Genomic DNA, 13,503 nt, shown 5'->3' on the forward strand with positions numbered 1-13,503 from the left:
ACGGGTCTGACACTACCTGTCGATCAATGTAAAAATCGATCTGGTATTCAGTAAATGACAAACGAAACGCCCAGCCATGTTGCATCATCAGCGACACAGCCTGACCTGCTAACTTTAGATACCCTAACCGTCATCGGTGTCATCTCAGGGCAGGCCCCGCCTGCTGCGCTCGTGCGATCCTCGCGTGGCGATATTGCACGTGTCTCGCCCGGTGAAACGGCCTTTGGTGTGGTCATCGCGGCCATTGATGGCAACCAAGTGGTTCTGACAGACCGTGTAGGCACCCAACATGTCCTTTCGGTTCCTGGCAGCTAGGCCTTGACCTTGCGCCGCAATCGCAGCAAACCGCGCATATGACAAAGATTGCACTTATCACCGGCGCATCACGCGGCCTTGGCGCAGCATTAGCAAAGGCGCTTGCGCCCACGCATCACATCATCGCGGTGGGTAAAACTGTTGGAGCGCTTGAAGAGCTCGACGATGCGATCCAAGCGGCAGGTGGGCAATCCACCCTTGCGCCGATGGACATCACCGTTGATGCAGCAATGCAGCAATTGTGCCGCGGGATATTTGATCGCTGGGGTAAGCTTGATCTTTGGGTGCACGCTGCCATCCACGCTGCTCCGCTCGCACCGACAGGTCACATCGGCCCCAAAGACCTTGCCAAATCGCTGTCGATCAACGTCGAAGCCACGTCACGCTTGATTTCATATGTCGCGCCTTTGCTGGGCGAAACGGGCAAAGCTGTCTTTTTTGATGACCCACGCGGCGGCGAACGCTTTTTCGGCGCATATGGGGCGACGAAGGCAGCTCAGATCGCGCTTGCGCGAAGCTGGCAATCTGAATCCGTCAAAACCGGGCCAGAGATTAAAATCCTTTCGCCCGAACCGATGCCAACAGCCACACGCGCGCGGTTCTATCCCGGTGAAAGCCGCGACGTGCTGACGGACCCGAATACTGAAGCCGCCCGTCTACTGCCCGAGATACTTGACTAACTGCTGCTTTCTGAGTCCTTTCAGCCACAGCACTAAAAACGCCACAACTGTATTGCCCGGACAGCTTGCCGCCCAAGGTTTGCTCGCCTAGGAACGTCATTGACGGACGAGGGACAATATAATGCGCATTCTTATTACCAACGATGACGGCATCAACGCCCCAGGGCTAAAAGTGCTGACTGCGATCGCGCAAGAGATTGCAGGCGCGGATGGCGAAGTCTGGACCGTCGCGCCGGCGTTCGAACAGTCCGGCGTAGGGCACTGCATCAGCTATACCCACCCCACAATGATCGCCCAACTTGAAGAACGTCGTTTTGCGGCAGAGGGATCGCCAGCAGATTGCGTGATCGCAGGTCTTTATGACGTGATGAAAGACAAGCGACCCGATCTCGTGCTATCGGGCGTAAACCGGGGCAACAATGCGGCTGAAAATACGCTTTATTCCGGGACCATAGGCGGCGCTATGGAAGCCGCGCTGCAGGGCATCCCAGCAATTGCACTGTCGCAATATTTTGGCGCTGGAAACGCGGCGCTTGATGACCCATTCGAAGCAGCCCTTGCCCATGGTGCATCGGTAATCAAAACCCTTCTTGACCCTGCTCTCTGGGACGATGCCAACTACCGGCTGTTTTACAACGTCAATTTCCCACCTGTCCCTGCGGCCGACGTAAAAGGCGTTCAAGCCGCGTCGCAAGGTTTTCGGAAAAACACCAATTTCACAGCCGAAGCGCAAACGTCACCGACTGGCCGCAAGTTTCTTTGGGTGCGCGGGGGGCCACAACACGAACCAACCGCCCCCGGCACGGATGCGGCTGTGAACCTTGATGGTTATATATCCGTGACGCCGATGCGTGCTGATCTTACCGACTACGACATGGTTGCCGCGCTCGAGGATGTTTTGTCGTGACCTTCGACGCCCCGACAAAGATGCAGTTTGTTTATGCACTGCGCAGCAAAGGCATCACTGACACCCGCGTTCTAACAGCAATGGAGCAGGTCGACCGCGCCGCATATATCAAAGGCGTCTTTGCCGAACGTGCCTACGAAGACATGCCGCTGCCAATCGCGTGTGGTCAAACGATCAGCCAACCTTCGGTTGTTGGGCTGATGACCCAAGCGCTTAACATCAGCCCGCGCGACAAAGTTCTGGAGATCGGAACCGGCTCTGGATATCAGGCTGCGGTTCTTTCGAAACTTGCCCGTCGGGTTTACACCGTAGATCGGTTTCGTAGTCTTGTTCACGCAGCACGCGCCACGTTTGAACAGCAAGGTATTAGCAACATCACCACGTTTACGGCCGATGGCAGTCATGGGTTAATCGAACAGGCACCGTTTGATCGGATCCTCTTGACCGCTGCCGCAGAAGATCCACCCGGCCCATTACTGGCCCAGCTACGCGTTGGCGGCATCATGGTTTTACCCGTCGGTCAGTCCGATACCGTGCAAAGCCTGATCCGCGTAACCCGGCATGAACATGGGTATGATTATGACGAATTACGCTCGGTTCGGTTTGTTCCCTTGCTTGAAGGGCTCGGACAAGAGTAAACATATAACAAAATAAGGCACGACCCCGGGAACAAGGGGCGGCTTGACATAAGGAGCGGTACGATGGCCAATGGGCAACGCACAGTAAAACGTATTTTAATGACAGGCGTCGCGCTGGCTGCGCTGGCTGCTTGCGAAGACTTTGATCCAGACTTTCGCGATGTCGGCAACGGGTTTGACACATCAAGTTCAGTGGCAAACCTGCCGAACCGACCGCGCCCAGATGACCGTGGCGTGATTTCTTACCCAACCTATCAAGTCGTCGTTGCGCGCAAGGATGACACCATCCGCGGCATCGCTATTCGGCTGGGTATCGATGCGAATGAACTGGCAGAATACAATGGCGTCGAACCAGATGTCATCTTGCGCCGCGATGAAATCATCGCGTTGCCCGGTCGCGTGGCAGAACCCTCTGCCGCCACTGGGGCCACACAACCCTTCGATGTAACAGCCGTCGCAACCACAGCGCTTGACCGCGCCGAGGCAAATGGCGGCACAGTCACCGCTACACCCCTTGCCCCGGTGCCAGCAGCAGCGGCAACGCCAATCGCAACACCGAGCACCGCGCCCACCACGCAAGCAGAGCCAGTCCGCCACCAAGTCGCACGTGGCGAAACCGTGTATTCGATCTCACGCTTATACAATGTGCCCGTGACCGCCATTGCAGAATGGAATGGGCTCGATAGCGCATTCACCATTCGCCAAGGTCAGTTCCTGTTGATCCCTCAGGGTGGCAGCCGCCCTGCCCCGGCGACAACAACGACGACCGCACCTGTGACGGCACCGGGCCAAGGCACAACAACACCTGTGCCACCAAGCGCATCTACGCCCTTGCCTGCAACAACCCCTTCTGCCCCAGTAGCGGCACCAGCCGCACCCGATATCGGCGCGACAGCTGCGCCTGCTGAATCTAACAGCGCGCGCATGGTTCAGCCTGTCCAAGGTAGCATCATTCGTGAATATGCAGCTGGGCGGAATGAAGGGATCGACATTGGCGCACCTTCAGGGACAGCGGTCAAAGCCGCCGATGCTGGCAGCGTCGCCGCAGTAACAGCAGACACAAGCGGCGGTTCAGTCGTTGTTATCAAACATAGCGACGGCTTGCTGACGCTTTACACCCACCTCGACAGCCTCACGATTGAAAAAGGTGACACAGTCAGCCGTGGCGAAACCATTGGTAAGGTGCGTGCCGGCGAACCAAGCATGCTACACTTCGAAGTCCGTCGCGGATTACAAAGCGTCGATCCAGCTGGCTACCTGCCCTAACAGATGATGACGTAGGGTGGATTTCAATCCACCTTACGTCAACTTTATCCCACGACGCCCTGCTAAATCTGTGAAATATTGCCATGCCACACGGCCTGAACGGCTTCCTCGTGTGGCTTGCCATTCAATGGCCTCTGCACGCATAGTTTCATCATCAATATCGACACCATAGGCGTCGCAATAGCCGCGGATCATCGCCAAATAATCATCCTGATCACAAGGATGAAATCCAAGCCATAGGCCAAAGCGGTCTGACAAGGACACCTTTTCCTCTACCGCCTCGGATGGCGAAATCGCGGATGAGCGTTCATTTTCGATCATGTCGCGGGGCATCAAGTGACGTCTGTTTGACGTCGCGTAAAGCACGACATTATCCGGTCGTCCTTCGATTCCGCCATCCAGTACGGCCTTAAGCGACTTGTAATGCGCGTCGTCATGTCCGAATGAAAGGTCGTCGCAGAACATGATAAATCGTTCAGACGCGCCGCGCAGCATGTTCAAGCAACGGCCGATACTCGGTAGATCCTCGCGCTGAACTTCGACCATCTTTAGATCAGGGTAATTCGTCTGCAAAGCACCGTGTACGGCTTTGACAAGGCTAGATTTACCCATACCACGCGCTCCCCAAAGCAGCGCGTTGTTCGCGGGCATACCGGCTGCGAATTGCGAAGTATTCGCCATCAACGTGTCACGGGACCGGTTCACACCGACCAGTAATTCCACGGGTATGCGATTCACCTTTGGGACAGGCACTAGCCGATCCGGGTCAGGCTGCCACACAAACGCGACAGCCTGTTTGAATTTCGGAGCATCAGCCGGAGGTGGGCTCATCCGCTCCAGCGCGTCAGCTATCCGGCGCAGCGCTTTCTTACTCACGCTCATCAGCCTCGTCCATCGCGCCGTCACCGTGGATTTCATCATCCCAGAGACCTTCGGCACGCAGTTTGGCTTCGCGCTGGCGCTCCACTCGGGCCACAAGCTGGATCGAAATCTCATAAAGCCCGTATACCACGACAAACAAGATGACCTGACTGATAACATCTGGCGGAGTAGCAAGCGCCGCAACGATCAAGATACCTACCATTGCGTATTTCCGCGTACCACGCAGACCGCGCGCAGACACCAATCCAGCCTTGCCCATCAACGTCAACAGAACTGGCAACTGGAAACACAGGCCAAAGGCGACGATGAATTTGATCGTCAGGTTCAAATACGCTTTAGCGGACCCTTGGAACAAAATACCGGCTGCTTGGGTCGCGCTATCGGTGCCCGCCTCGAGCGTACCTGGCTGTTGAAACCCTAAAAAGAACCCGAACGCGAGCGGTGTAATCACGTAGTAAGCAAAAGCTGCGCCAAGAAAGAACATGAACGGCGAAGCGATCAGGAATGGCAAAAACGCCCCCTTCTCGCTTTTGTATAGGCCCGGCGCCACGAAACGCCACATCTGATAGCTGATGACCGGAAACGACAGCATCAACCCACCCAAAAGTGAGATCGAAATCGCGACAAAGAAACCTTCTTCGAGCGCGATAAACTGTAGATCACAAGCCTGCCTGCGCGATGCGAGCGCATCACACAAAGGATGTGTCAGAAAATTAAAGACTGGGTTCCAGACCGTGAAACAGATCACCATGCCAACAATAAACGCGAGCAACGACCAGATAAGCCGTGACCGCAGTTCAGTTAGGTGTTCGATCAACGGTGCTGCGCTGTCTTCCATTTCATCTGTTGCGCTCATTTATCGTCACCCTTGGGCTGTTCAGCAGCCGCCTCAGCAGCTTCGCGCGCTTGGCGATCGGTGGCAGCCTTGGCCATAGCATCGCTCATTTTTTCTTTTGCGGCTTGGCGTTCAGGTGACAGCGTCGCCTTTTCAGGCGCTTCAGTCATACCAGTCGCTTCTTTGATCTTATCGACCCCAAACTTTTGCGGGTTTGCCGCTGCACGCACCGTCTTGGAAATATCGTTCATGCCGGATTCATCTGCCGCTGCTTCCATGGCGCGCGAAAACTCGCGTGCCATGCCGCGTGCCTTACCAGTGAATTGCCCCAATGTACGGAACATACCCGGTAAATCTTTTGGCCCAATTACAATGAGGGCCACGATGCCTACCAGCACCATTTCGCTCCAGCCTAAGCCAAACATGAACGATATTCCTTATGGTGAATTAGGCTTTGTCTTTATCTTCTTCAGGTGTGACGTCGCGCGCATTTTCGATGCTTTCTTCGATCTCTTGCTTGCCGTCATCCACGCCCTTTTTAAACGCAGTGATACCTTTGCCGACTTCGCCCATCAGGCTGGAAATCTTACCGCGCCCAAACAGCACAAGAACGACAACTGCGATAAGTAGAAGGCCTGGCAGGCCGATGTTGTTAAGCATGGTTTTCTCCTCTGACGGGTCCCGGTCCCGTAATGAACTCTATCGGATTCACAAATACGGCCCCGCGCAAGGCAAGGAAAGCGTGAAATTCGTGTTTTACCCCAGTTCAGGACCCTTTTTCACAAGGGTCTATGTCAATTTGTGACAAATACTTGTCAGTTGTCAGAAAATTGACAAGACTACTGCGAATCGAAAGGAATCTCATGCGACGCGCCGACCGCTTAATGCAGCTCGTTCAAGTTCTACGGGATGGAAATTTACATAAGGCTGCTGATCTTGCAGCAGTCGTAAACGTGTCACTGCGTACGATCTATCGCGACATGGAAACACTGGCTGCGTCGGGTGTACCGATCACCGGCGAACGCGGGATTGGCTACCGCGTGACTGCTGCAGTCACTCTCCCACCGCTGAACTTAACCATGACCGAAGTCGAAGCCTTGCATTTAGGTCTAAGCGCTGTCGGACAAAGCGATGACAAAGAGCTTTCGGCCGCGGCACGTGCTTTGTCAGCTAAGCTGGACGCCGTCATGCCAGAAGACCGCACACGCGCCCCAACCGGATATGGATTTGCAGTTTATCCATTTGCAGACGCGGCACGTGGCTTTCAGCACCTTCCGACATTGCGCCAAGCGATACGCACGAGGCAGAAACTGTCGATAACCTTGAATAGCGAATTGCGCACAGTTCGGCCGCTTCAACTGGACTATTGGGGGCGCTTGTGGACCTGTATTGTCTGGTGCGAAAAACAAAAAGATTTCAGTGAGATACGCGTCGACCAGATCACCGAACTTCGCATACTTCCCAGCCTTTTCGTGGACGAGAATGGGAAATCTTTGGCCGATTTTAACGCCCGCGGCGTTAATGCTGGTAGTTGAATTATCAATCCGCCAATGTCTGAGTCGAATGTGACTTTATACTCTGGCGTCCTTAATGACTGCGAACCGACTTTTAATTCATATTGGGCACCGCAATACGGATGCTGTGCCTTTGCAGGACGCTCTTTTTGCGTCAAAAAATGCGCTATTTAGCCAAGATATTTATCTGCCAAAATTTACAACCGAGAACCTTGAACGATTCACGTTGGGCTTCGCCCCCAATGAAGATGTGAACCTTGATCGAAAAATTGCGGATCACGCCACGGGTCCCCTCACTAGCCATTGGGATAAAATTCGTGCGCCACATCAACAATCCGGCTGTGAAACAATTGTCGTCAGCAACCAACAATACTTCAAACAAATATCGACCCAAACTATTGATAAGTTTGAAGACGCGACCAACGGCATTGCACATGAAAAATCCATCGTCGCCTATCTCCGTGCGCCAGATTCTCATTTTCTCACGCTGACGCAGCAACGCCTACATCAAATGCGAGAACCGACAATACCGTCGCGCACCCGGATCAAAGAACGCATCGAGCCCTTAGCCAAAGCATGGTCTGGTACAATCACGCTCGAGGTGTTTTCCGATGTGACGATGAAAAACGGCAATATCGTCGATGATTTCGTTTCACGGCATCTGCCCAACTTTGATCTCGAACTGCTAGTTCGGCCCAAAGCCACAAAGCCACGCCTGTCTGTCGAAGCAATGGCATTGCTGATTGATCGGATGCACGGTCGCTTAGATGAAACAGTTGACCCCACATCGCTGATTCATCAAATTATTAAAGCCGATCAAAAACTTCAAAATCCAACACAACCAAAACTACGCGAAGAAGCTGCGCAGACCTTGAACAATTGGGCCGCACCCGATCTTGCTTGGCTTAATGAAAACTATGGCATCCGTTTTCCGGAGCTCGATTATAGACTGATCGATGCCGATGACGTGGATCTTAGCTTAATCCACTTTACCGACATCGCCCAAATCTGTGATCTCAATCAAGACCGCAAAGATGCCTTGTATCACAAGGCAAAAGTCCGGGCCAAACTACCAAGACCAGTACAAAGATTGCTGTCGCGCTGGTAGCTTACCAGCCCAATGCTTTGCGGATCATGTTTAGCGCCACCAGGATCAGGAATATTCCAAATATTCTTTTTAACGGCTTCGGGTCCAGCTTATGCGCGAGCGCTGCCCCCCACGGTGCGGTAATCAATGTCATGGCGATAATCACAAAAAACGCCGCAAAGTTGATTGCGCCAATCGTGAATGGCGGCGCGACATCCATGTCCACCAACAGCAAACCAGCCACAGATGGCACCGCGATCAGCACGCCAAAGCCTGCTGCCGTTGCGACAGCACGATGAATTGGCACGTTAAACAGTGACATTGTCGGCACCCCAAACGATCCGCCACCAATCCCCATGAGAACGGACAAAAAGCCAAGCATCGGGGACAGTACCGCGCGTTTGATCCCGGTTGGCATGCTGTCCCCCAATCGCCAGTGGCTTTGACCAAACGCCATGTACAACCCGACAATAATAGCAAGGCCACCAAAGATGCTTTGTAGTACAACTGACCGTAGGGACGATACGACCAGCACACCAACCAATGCCCCAATACCAATACCCAGCGCCCATGTTTTAAGAATTGGCCATTCAACGGCACCTTTTTTATTGTGCGACATAACCGACCGTACCGATGTAACGATAATCGTCGCCAGTGACGTACCAAGACACAGCTGCATCAGTTGCGGGCTGTCATAGCCCAAAGCGCTGAATACATAGTAAAATGCGGGCACAAGGATAATCCCGCCCCCAACGCCCAAAAGCCCGGCCAAAACGCCCGCAAATGCCCCGATAACCAAAAGCAATGCGCCCATGGTCAGTAAAAGTGTCATATCGTCCATGGTTTATCCCTTAAGCGGCAAGCCGCGTCACGTGGTCCAGTGCTTCGAGCACGACTTGCGGCCCAGCACCATCTGCATGCACATTTTCAGAAAGGTGACGGCGCCATCCGCGTGCACCTGGCCGCCCCTGAAACATGCCAAGCATGTGGCGCGTAACCTGCCCCAAGCGACCACCCTGCGCAATATGTGCTTCAATATAAGGCAGCATCAAATGCACCACTTCTTCAGCAGTACGGCTAGATGCATCGCCAAAGATCCGTTCGTCAGCGGCCAGTAAAATATCACATGGCGTATGATAGGCAGCTCGCCCAATCATCACGCCGTCTAACCCCTTATCCAGTAACCCTTGGGCTGCATCCAAAGTCGCCACGCCACCATTGATCGACAGGTTCAAGCTGGGAAATAACCCATTCATTTCTAAAACAAGGTCATAATCCAGAGGCGGGATATCTCGGTTTTGCTTCGGGCTTAGACCCTGCAACCAAGCCTTGCGCGCATGAACTGTAAAGTGATCCACACCTGCCGCAGAAACCCGGGCTAGAAAGTCTGGCAATATCTCGCGCGGTTCTTGATCATCCACACCGATACGGCATTTTACAGTAATTGGTACATCAACCGCATTTTTCATAGCCGCGACACATTGCGCAACAAGTGCCGCGTTCTCCATCAACACCGCACCAAAGCTGCCAGATTGCACCCTGTCAGATGGACATCCACAGTTAAGGTTAATCTCATCATAGCCGTAATCCGCGGCGATGCGTGCAGCTTCAGCCAATTGCATAGGATCAGAACCGCCCAGTTGAACAGCAACCGGATGCTCTGCACCATCAAACCCCAATAAGCGATCACGATCACCATGAATAATTGCGGGCGCCGTCACCATCTCCGTATAAAGCAAAGCATGGCGTGACATCAGGCGGTGCAAATACCGGCAATGGCGATCCGTCCAATCCATCATGGGTGCAATGCTGAGCCGAGATGCTTTTTTTACATTTGAATTCAAATACATAACAGTAGTTCCGAGACTTCGTTACTTTGCCGCATTTCCTGTGATTCACCCCGATTTTCGGTGGTTTCCGTGGGTTTTCCGAGAACGCTTGCTACCGAGTAGCAGCTTTTTGCGTGGCCTGCATCCCCAAGTGAGGGGCCCTCCTGAAACACATTCCCGCCCATTTCAGGCCCGAACTTCAAAAAAAATCCCTCATACGATTTCCGGCCCGAAAAAATCAACACCAGCTCCTCATAATCGATCAAGGAAGCATATCATGTCTCAGACCACACAACATAGTTCCGCAAGCCTTCTTGCAGAAATCTCGCACAATCAATCTGCGGGTTCACCTTTCGCGCTCCCTTCACCGGCACCCACCGGGACGGCACCAAGAAGTGTGAAAACCTCTAAATCCGAAAAGTCTGCCAAACGCTCATTCACCCAGAGCAAAATGGTGACATCAAAGCCAACGGGAAACTCTCCCGAGCGGGCAGATTGCTCTGAAGAGCCATTCATCTCTCAACGCTCGGGCAAAGATGGACCACCAAGATACTGCGTACAAATTCGTCGAAAACAAGATCAAGGAAATGTCAGCTCAAGCAAAACCTTTTCAACTCTTGAAGCGGCTAAGAAATGGCGTGACGACACACTGGCTAAGATTCAACTGGGGTTGCTTGTCCCCAAAAAGAATGAAGAGGAAACAAAACAAGTCCTTGTCTGCGATCTGTTGCAGCGAAGGAGGGAAAGAGGTCGGCGCTTGGGACGCTCGGCCAATCAAAACTTGGATTTACTGATCAAACATGATCGTTGTCAGGTGCCTGCGTCAACCATCGACCTAAATTGGTTTATTTCCATGGCCGATGACCTTATCGAAACAGGGATGCTTCCTCAGACTGCTGCCAGTTACATGGCCATGCTTGCCGCTTCACTCAAATGGGCCGCAGATCGGGAAGCCGATGTGCCATATGACGTCATTATTCGGGCAATGAAAGTTTTATGGGACGATGAAATTCTTGCCCGTTCTGAAGAACGCGAACGCAGGCCATCTCTGACAGAGCTGGATCAAATTTTTAACGCTGCACTTGCCAACAAGCGGCAAAAAATTCCTGTAGTCACCATAAGTGTATTCGCAATTTACTCGTGTCGACGCCTTCAGCCCCTGAATCAAGAAGAATCATGAATCTATTAGAAAGAGGCGGCACAATAAAATTTGTGCGCGCCATTTTGGCTTTTCGGGAAAGGACTTCATATACCTTCTGTGTTCAGCAGATGCATCCGCCAGGCGGGACTCTGGATTGAAGCATTGCGGCGCGCAGCAGTGTGACAACTCGGGATCTTGCTTGAAAACACAAACGTCGCTTTTGCGACCATGCGAGTGCTTTTTCCCTTCCGGGGCGAAGCAAGTTCGGGGCCTTGTGTCCCAAAACGTGGCGAAGTCGAACCGGCCGGAGGCTTTCGGGGGAAACCTGCGTTCAGGGCGCGCACTGAATGCAGGTTTCCCCTGCCACACCTGTAAATTCAAAAGGCTGTTTCACCATGACTGATTTCCTTGAAGGTCAGGAGCAGACAACAACACACACGCTGAAATAGATCGGACGTTACACTACCACCAACAGCCAAGGGCGTCTCTTTACTCGGTTACAGACAAATTTGACTTTTTGTCTGTAACTTTGGTCGTCGGCCCATGGCTTCCAAGTTATCTTCGCTGCTATCCCAAGGGAACAGCTCACGCGGGCCGTCGTACGAGCTTTGCTTGCTGCGGGTCATACACAAACTGAGTGATCGTTCCGTCCTTGATCTTCTGAACGGCGTCCTCGATTGCGAAGAGTGGCACCAGAAACCACTCCCGTGGCACGACAGGACGGCCAAAACGGTCTTCGATTTGAATATCGAGCCGTGCACTGTCAAATATTCTGTGTATCAGGTTTTCGAGCCTGGTTTGGTTGATGTTGTAAAGCTTGTATGTTGCCACGATGTCGACTGGTGCCATCAGAAATGTTGGCTGCAAATGTGCTCCCGCGATCCGTTTTTCGACACTCATAGTCGTGACGCCAATCTTGTGCACCAAATCACGGTTCGCAGCGACGGTCGGATTGTCTGACCTACTGCGCAAGACGTAGATTGCTCCGGTTGTGTCGTCCCCCTCCTCAGGTGTGTCCGAGAACAGGGGGCCAGCCAAGGGCTCTGTGATACGTCGGCCTGCTTCATCGCTGTTTAACGCCCGTTGCAAAGATCGCATCAGCATTTTGCTTTCGGTACCATTGTCAAAGATAACCCGTAGCCGGGCATCCGTCCGCCCCTGATCAGTGAGGGTCACCTCGCCCATTTCGGCAACATAGGCTTTCTGCCCGTGTACAATGAAGAACCGTCCAGGCTCGATTTCAGCTTTCAGCTCAAAAGGACGGGTCTCCCTTTGACCACTGTCCAATTCACGCTGAACCTTTTCGAAGAGAGGCTGGAACTCATCGAAATCCTTGCATTCCTCCCGATTGGCAACATTCTCTGCGGCCTTCTTTTCCGCCGCGGAGCGGACATGCTTGAGCTCGGTTATTGCTGATGGGGCGATGTCCACACCGAGCTCAGCGAGTAAGGCGTCGTCGTCCATGTCATCGCTTTGATCTGCAGGAGGTAGGGTGCTCAGCAATCCTTGATGATCAAGAGTTTCAAGGAGATCACGTGCCTCAGGCAGCTCACGCAGACGATCTAACCTGACCGCGTATAGGCGTTCAAAAATATCCCCGTCTGGTGAATGCCCTGGCAAGCGATCATGGTCAGCAACAAACTTCTGGATGTCCTCGAAACCCGCGATGATCCGTTCTTCACGCGGCGTTCTTTTGACCTGCTTCTTCTGCTCAATCTCAACGCCGAGTTCAGCAAGGAGTGCATCATCGTCATCTGTGAAGTCACTGGGCATTCATCGCCTCCTGCTTCATCCGCGCCAGAAATGCGACACCTTCAGCCATCTTCTTTTCCCAAGCGTCCGAAGAGGTCAATGATGGTAACACGCCTCGTTCTTGCTTGAACTTCAAGGCCCGCTTGGCGAGATCCCGCGCCTCCTCCGGGGTTAGCTTGATCTTCTTGGCTTCGATGACAGCTGCGACCTGCTTTAGGCTTTCTTCACTCATGGTTTTGGCCAGGATCGCATAGGCCTCACTGAAAGGGTTGATCCGATCGATGAGGTCGATGTCCAGATCACGGACATTCATTGCGAACTGCCGAACGCCCGTAACAAAGGCCGTGTTGGCTTGTGCTTCTGTGTCATCGCCCAGCAAGGCTTTCTTGGCTTGTTGCGTGAAGTTCAACGCCGCGACAGCATGTTGTCGCACGGCTTCCTGATCTTCCGCATCAAGTTCGGGGAATTTGGATTGCACAATTTTGCCCATCCGGACCTGGGTGAGTTCTTCCGGGACAGCGAACCAGGTCGAGCCCATCAAGAAAAATACATGGAAAATTTACGCGCAAAAAGCCCGAAAGGCTTTGTGAGACGGGCAGCGAACACACCTGCTCAATCGCCCCCGCCACGGGCAACCGAGAAAGCACCGGCAAGCAA

16 protein-coding genes are annotated in these 13,503 nt (G+C 53.2%); 8 read left to right on the top strand and 8 right to left on the bottom strand.

Annotation, left to right across the window (positions count from 1 at the left end; all coding sequences use genetic code 11):
* The first annotated feature begins 54 nt into the window (after positions 1-54).
* The 5 genes from CYQ09_RS06505 (at position 55) to CYQ09_RS06525 (ending at position 3,806) form a co-directional block, all read left to right on the top strand.
* The gene (locus CYQ09_RS06505) at positions 55-315 is read left to right on the top strand and encodes a hypothetical protein (RefSeq protein WP_106744647.1); all 261 of its coding nucleotides are present in this window, start codon (positions 55-57) and stop codon (positions 313-315) included.
* 38 nt (positions 316-353) lie between these two features.
* Entirely contained in the window at positions 354-995 is a 642-nt protein-coding gene (locus CYQ09_RS06510) for an SDR family NAD(P)-dependent oxidoreductase (protein WP_106744648.1), read from the top strand.
* Positions 996-1,116: 121 nt separating this feature from the next.
* Entirely contained in the window at positions 1,117-1,902 is a 786-nt protein-coding gene (gene surE, locus CYQ09_RS06515; RefSeq protein ID WP_106744649.1) for a 5'/3'-nucleotidase SurE, read from the top strand.
* Positions 1,899-2,540 (top strand): protein-L-isoaspartate(D-aspartate) O-methyltransferase, encoded by a 642-nt coding sequence (locus CYQ09_RS06520; protein ID WP_106744650.1) that lies wholly within the window; start codon positions 1,899-1,901, stop codon positions 2,538-2,540. The genes surE and CYQ09_RS06520 overlap by 4 nt, the downstream gene beginning before the upstream one ends.
* Before the next feature lie 63 nt (positions 2,541-2,603).
* Positions 2,604-3,806: a peptidoglycan DD-metalloendopeptidase family protein gene (locus tag CYQ09_RS06525; RefSeq protein ID WP_106744651.1), complete on the top strand. Its 1,203-nt coding sequence runs from the start codon at positions 2,604-2,606 to the stop codon at positions 3,804-3,806.
* 33 nt (positions 3,807-3,839) lie between these two features.
* Here CYQ09_RS06525 and CYQ09_RS06530 read toward each other — a convergent pair whose 3' ends face one another.
* From CYQ09_RS06530 to CYQ09_RS06545, 4 genes are read right to left on the bottom strand one after another with little or no spacing between them, the layout of a single operon-like run.
* The gene (locus CYQ09_RS06530) at positions 3,840-4,688 is read right to left on the bottom strand and encodes an ATP-binding protein (protein WP_430383333.1); all 849 of its coding nucleotides are present in this window, start codon (positions 4,686-4,688) and stop codon (positions 3,840-3,842) included.
* Entirely contained in the window at positions 4,675-5,544 is an 870-nt protein-coding gene (gene tatC, locus CYQ09_RS06535) for a twin-arginine translocase subunit TatC (protein ID WP_106744652.1), read from the bottom strand. The genes CYQ09_RS06530 and tatC overlap by 14 nt, the downstream gene beginning before the upstream one ends.
* Entirely contained in the window at positions 5,541-5,948 is a 408-nt protein-coding gene (gene tatB / locus CYQ09_RS06540) for a Sec-independent protein translocase protein TatB (protein ID WP_106744653.1), read from the bottom strand. Before tatB ends, tatC begins: the two co-directional genes overlap by 4 nt.
* A gap of 22 nt (positions 5,949-5,970) precedes the next feature.
* A complete protein-coding gene (locus tag CYQ09_RS06545; RefSeq protein ID WP_106355887.1) occupies positions 5,971-6,183 on the bottom strand; it encodes a twin-arginine translocase TatA/TatE family subunit in 213 nt (70 codons plus the stop codon).
* A 203-nt stretch (positions 6,184-6,386) separates the two neighbouring features.
* On the opposite strand from CYQ09_RS06545, the gene CYQ09_RS06550 reads away from it, so the two are divergent.
* Complete coding sequence (locus CYQ09_RS06550) at positions 6,387-7,058, top strand: helix-turn-helix transcriptional regulator (protein ID WP_106744654.1); 672 nt, start codon at positions 6,387-6,389, stop codon at positions 7,056-7,058.
* Between the two features lie 55 nt (positions 7,059-7,113).
* Positions 7,114-8,145 carry a hypothetical protein gene (locus CYQ09_RS06555; protein ID WP_106744655.1) on the top strand — a complete coding sequence of 344 codons (1,032 nt, stop codon included), beginning with the start codon at positions 7,114-7,116 and terminating at the stop codon, positions 8,143-8,145.
* Between the two features lies 1 nt (position 8,146).
* Here CYQ09_RS06555 and CYQ09_RS06560 read toward each other — a convergent pair whose 3' ends face one another.
* Both CYQ09_RS06560 and dusA read right to left on the bottom strand, forming a co-directional pair.
* Positions 8,147-8,965 (bottom strand): sulfite exporter TauE/SafE family protein, encoded by an 819-nt coding sequence (locus tag CYQ09_RS06560; protein ID WP_106744656.1) that lies wholly within the window; start codon positions 8,963-8,965, stop codon positions 8,147-8,149.
* Between the two features lie 10 nt (positions 8,966-8,975).
* Positions 8,976-9,974: a tRNA dihydrouridine(20/20a) synthase DusA gene (gene dusA, locus CYQ09_RS06565; protein WP_106744657.1), complete on the bottom strand. Its 999-nt coding sequence runs from the start codon at positions 9,972-9,974 to the stop codon at positions 8,976-8,978.
* Between the two features lie 256 nt (positions 9,975-10,230).
* Between dusA and CYQ09_RS18265 the strand changes: the two genes are divergently transcribed.
* Complete coding sequence (locus CYQ09_RS18265) at positions 10,231-11,133, top strand: hypothetical protein (protein WP_162617583.1); 903 nt, start codon at positions 10,231-10,233, stop codon at positions 11,131-11,133.
* Between the two features lie 546 nt (positions 11,134-11,679).
* On the opposite strand, the gene CYQ09_RS06590 is transcribed toward CYQ09_RS18265, so the two are convergent.
* Both CYQ09_RS06590 and CYQ09_RS06595 read right to left on the bottom strand, forming a co-directional pair.
* On the bottom strand, positions 11,680-12,867 hold the full coding sequence (locus tag CYQ09_RS06590) for a GIY-YIG nuclease family protein (protein WP_106744662.1): 1,188 nt from the start codon (positions 12,865-12,867) through the stop codon (positions 11,680-11,682).
* Positions 12,857-13,387, bottom strand: coding sequence for a hypothetical protein (locus CYQ09_RS06595; protein ID WP_239495874.1), 531 nt, complete (start codon positions 13,385-13,387; stop codon positions 12,857-12,859). Before CYQ09_RS06595 ends, CYQ09_RS06590 begins: the two co-directional genes overlap by 11 nt.
* Between the last annotated feature and the right edge of the window lie 116 nt (positions 13,388-13,503).

Source organism: Yoonia maritima (genome assembly GCF_002933395.1).
GTDB classification, from domain to species: Bacteria; Pseudomonadota; Alphaproteobacteria; order Rhodobacterales; family Rhodobacteraceae; genus Yoonia; species Yoonia maritima_A.

What these genes read in the sequence shown, in the direction of transcription:
- CYQ09_RS06560 (WP_106744656.1), bottom strand. Translation starts at nt 8,965, where the DNA reads ATGGACGATATGACACTTTTACTGACCATGGGCGCATTGCTTTTGGTT.
- surE (WP_106744649.1), top strand. Translation starts at nt 1,117, where the DNA reads ATGCGCATTCTTATTACCAACGATGACGGCATCAACGCCCCAGGGCTA.
- CYQ09_RS06510 (WP_106744648.1), top strand. Translation starts at nt 354, where the DNA reads ATGACAAAGATTGCACTTATCACCGGCGCATCACGCGGCCTTGGCGCA.
- dusA (WP_106744657.1), bottom strand. Translation starts at nt 9,974, where the DNA reads ATGTATTTGAATTCAAATGTAAAAAAAGCATCTCGGCTCAGCATTGCA.
- CYQ09_RS06590 (WP_106744662.1), bottom strand. Translation starts at nt 12,867, where the DNA reads ATGCCCAGTGACTTCACAGATGACGATGATGCACTCCTTGCTGAACTC.
- CYQ09_RS06530 (WP_430383333.1), bottom strand. Translation starts at nt 4,688, where the DNA reads ATGAGCGTGAGTAAGAAAGCGCTGCGCCGGATAGCTGACGCGCTGGAG.
- CYQ09_RS06545 (WP_106355887.1), bottom strand. Translation starts at nt 6,183, where the DNA reads ATGCTTAACAACATCGGCCTGCCAGGCCTTCTACTTATCGCAGTTGTC.
- CYQ09_RS06550 (WP_106744654.1), top strand. Translation starts at nt 6,387, where the DNA reads ATGCGACGCGCCGACCGCTTAATGCAGCTCGTTCAAGTTCTACGGGAT.
- tatB (WP_106744653.1), bottom strand. Translation starts at nt 5,948, where the DNA reads ATGTTTGGCTTAGGCTGGAGCGAAATGGTGCTGGTAGGCATCGTGGCC.
- CYQ09_RS06505 (WP_106744647.1), top strand. Translation starts at nt 55, where the DNA reads ATGACAAACGAAACGCCCAGCCATGTTGCATCATCAGCGACACAGCCT.
- CYQ09_RS18265 (WP_162617583.1), top strand. Translation starts at nt 10,231, where the DNA reads ATGTCTCAGACCACACAACATAGTTCCGCAAGCCTTCTTGCAGAAATC.
- tatC (WP_106744652.1), bottom strand. Translation starts at nt 5,544, where the DNA reads ATGAGCGCAACAGATGAAATGGAAGACAGCGCAGCACCGTTGATCGAA.
- CYQ09_RS06555 (WP_106744655.1), top strand. Translation starts at nt 7,114, where the DNA reads ATGACTGCGAACCGACTTTTAATTCATATTGGGCACCGCAATACGGAT.
- CYQ09_RS06525 (WP_106744651.1), top strand. Translation starts at nt 2,604, where the DNA reads ATGGCCAATGGGCAACGCACAGTAAAACGTATTTTAATGACAGGCGTC.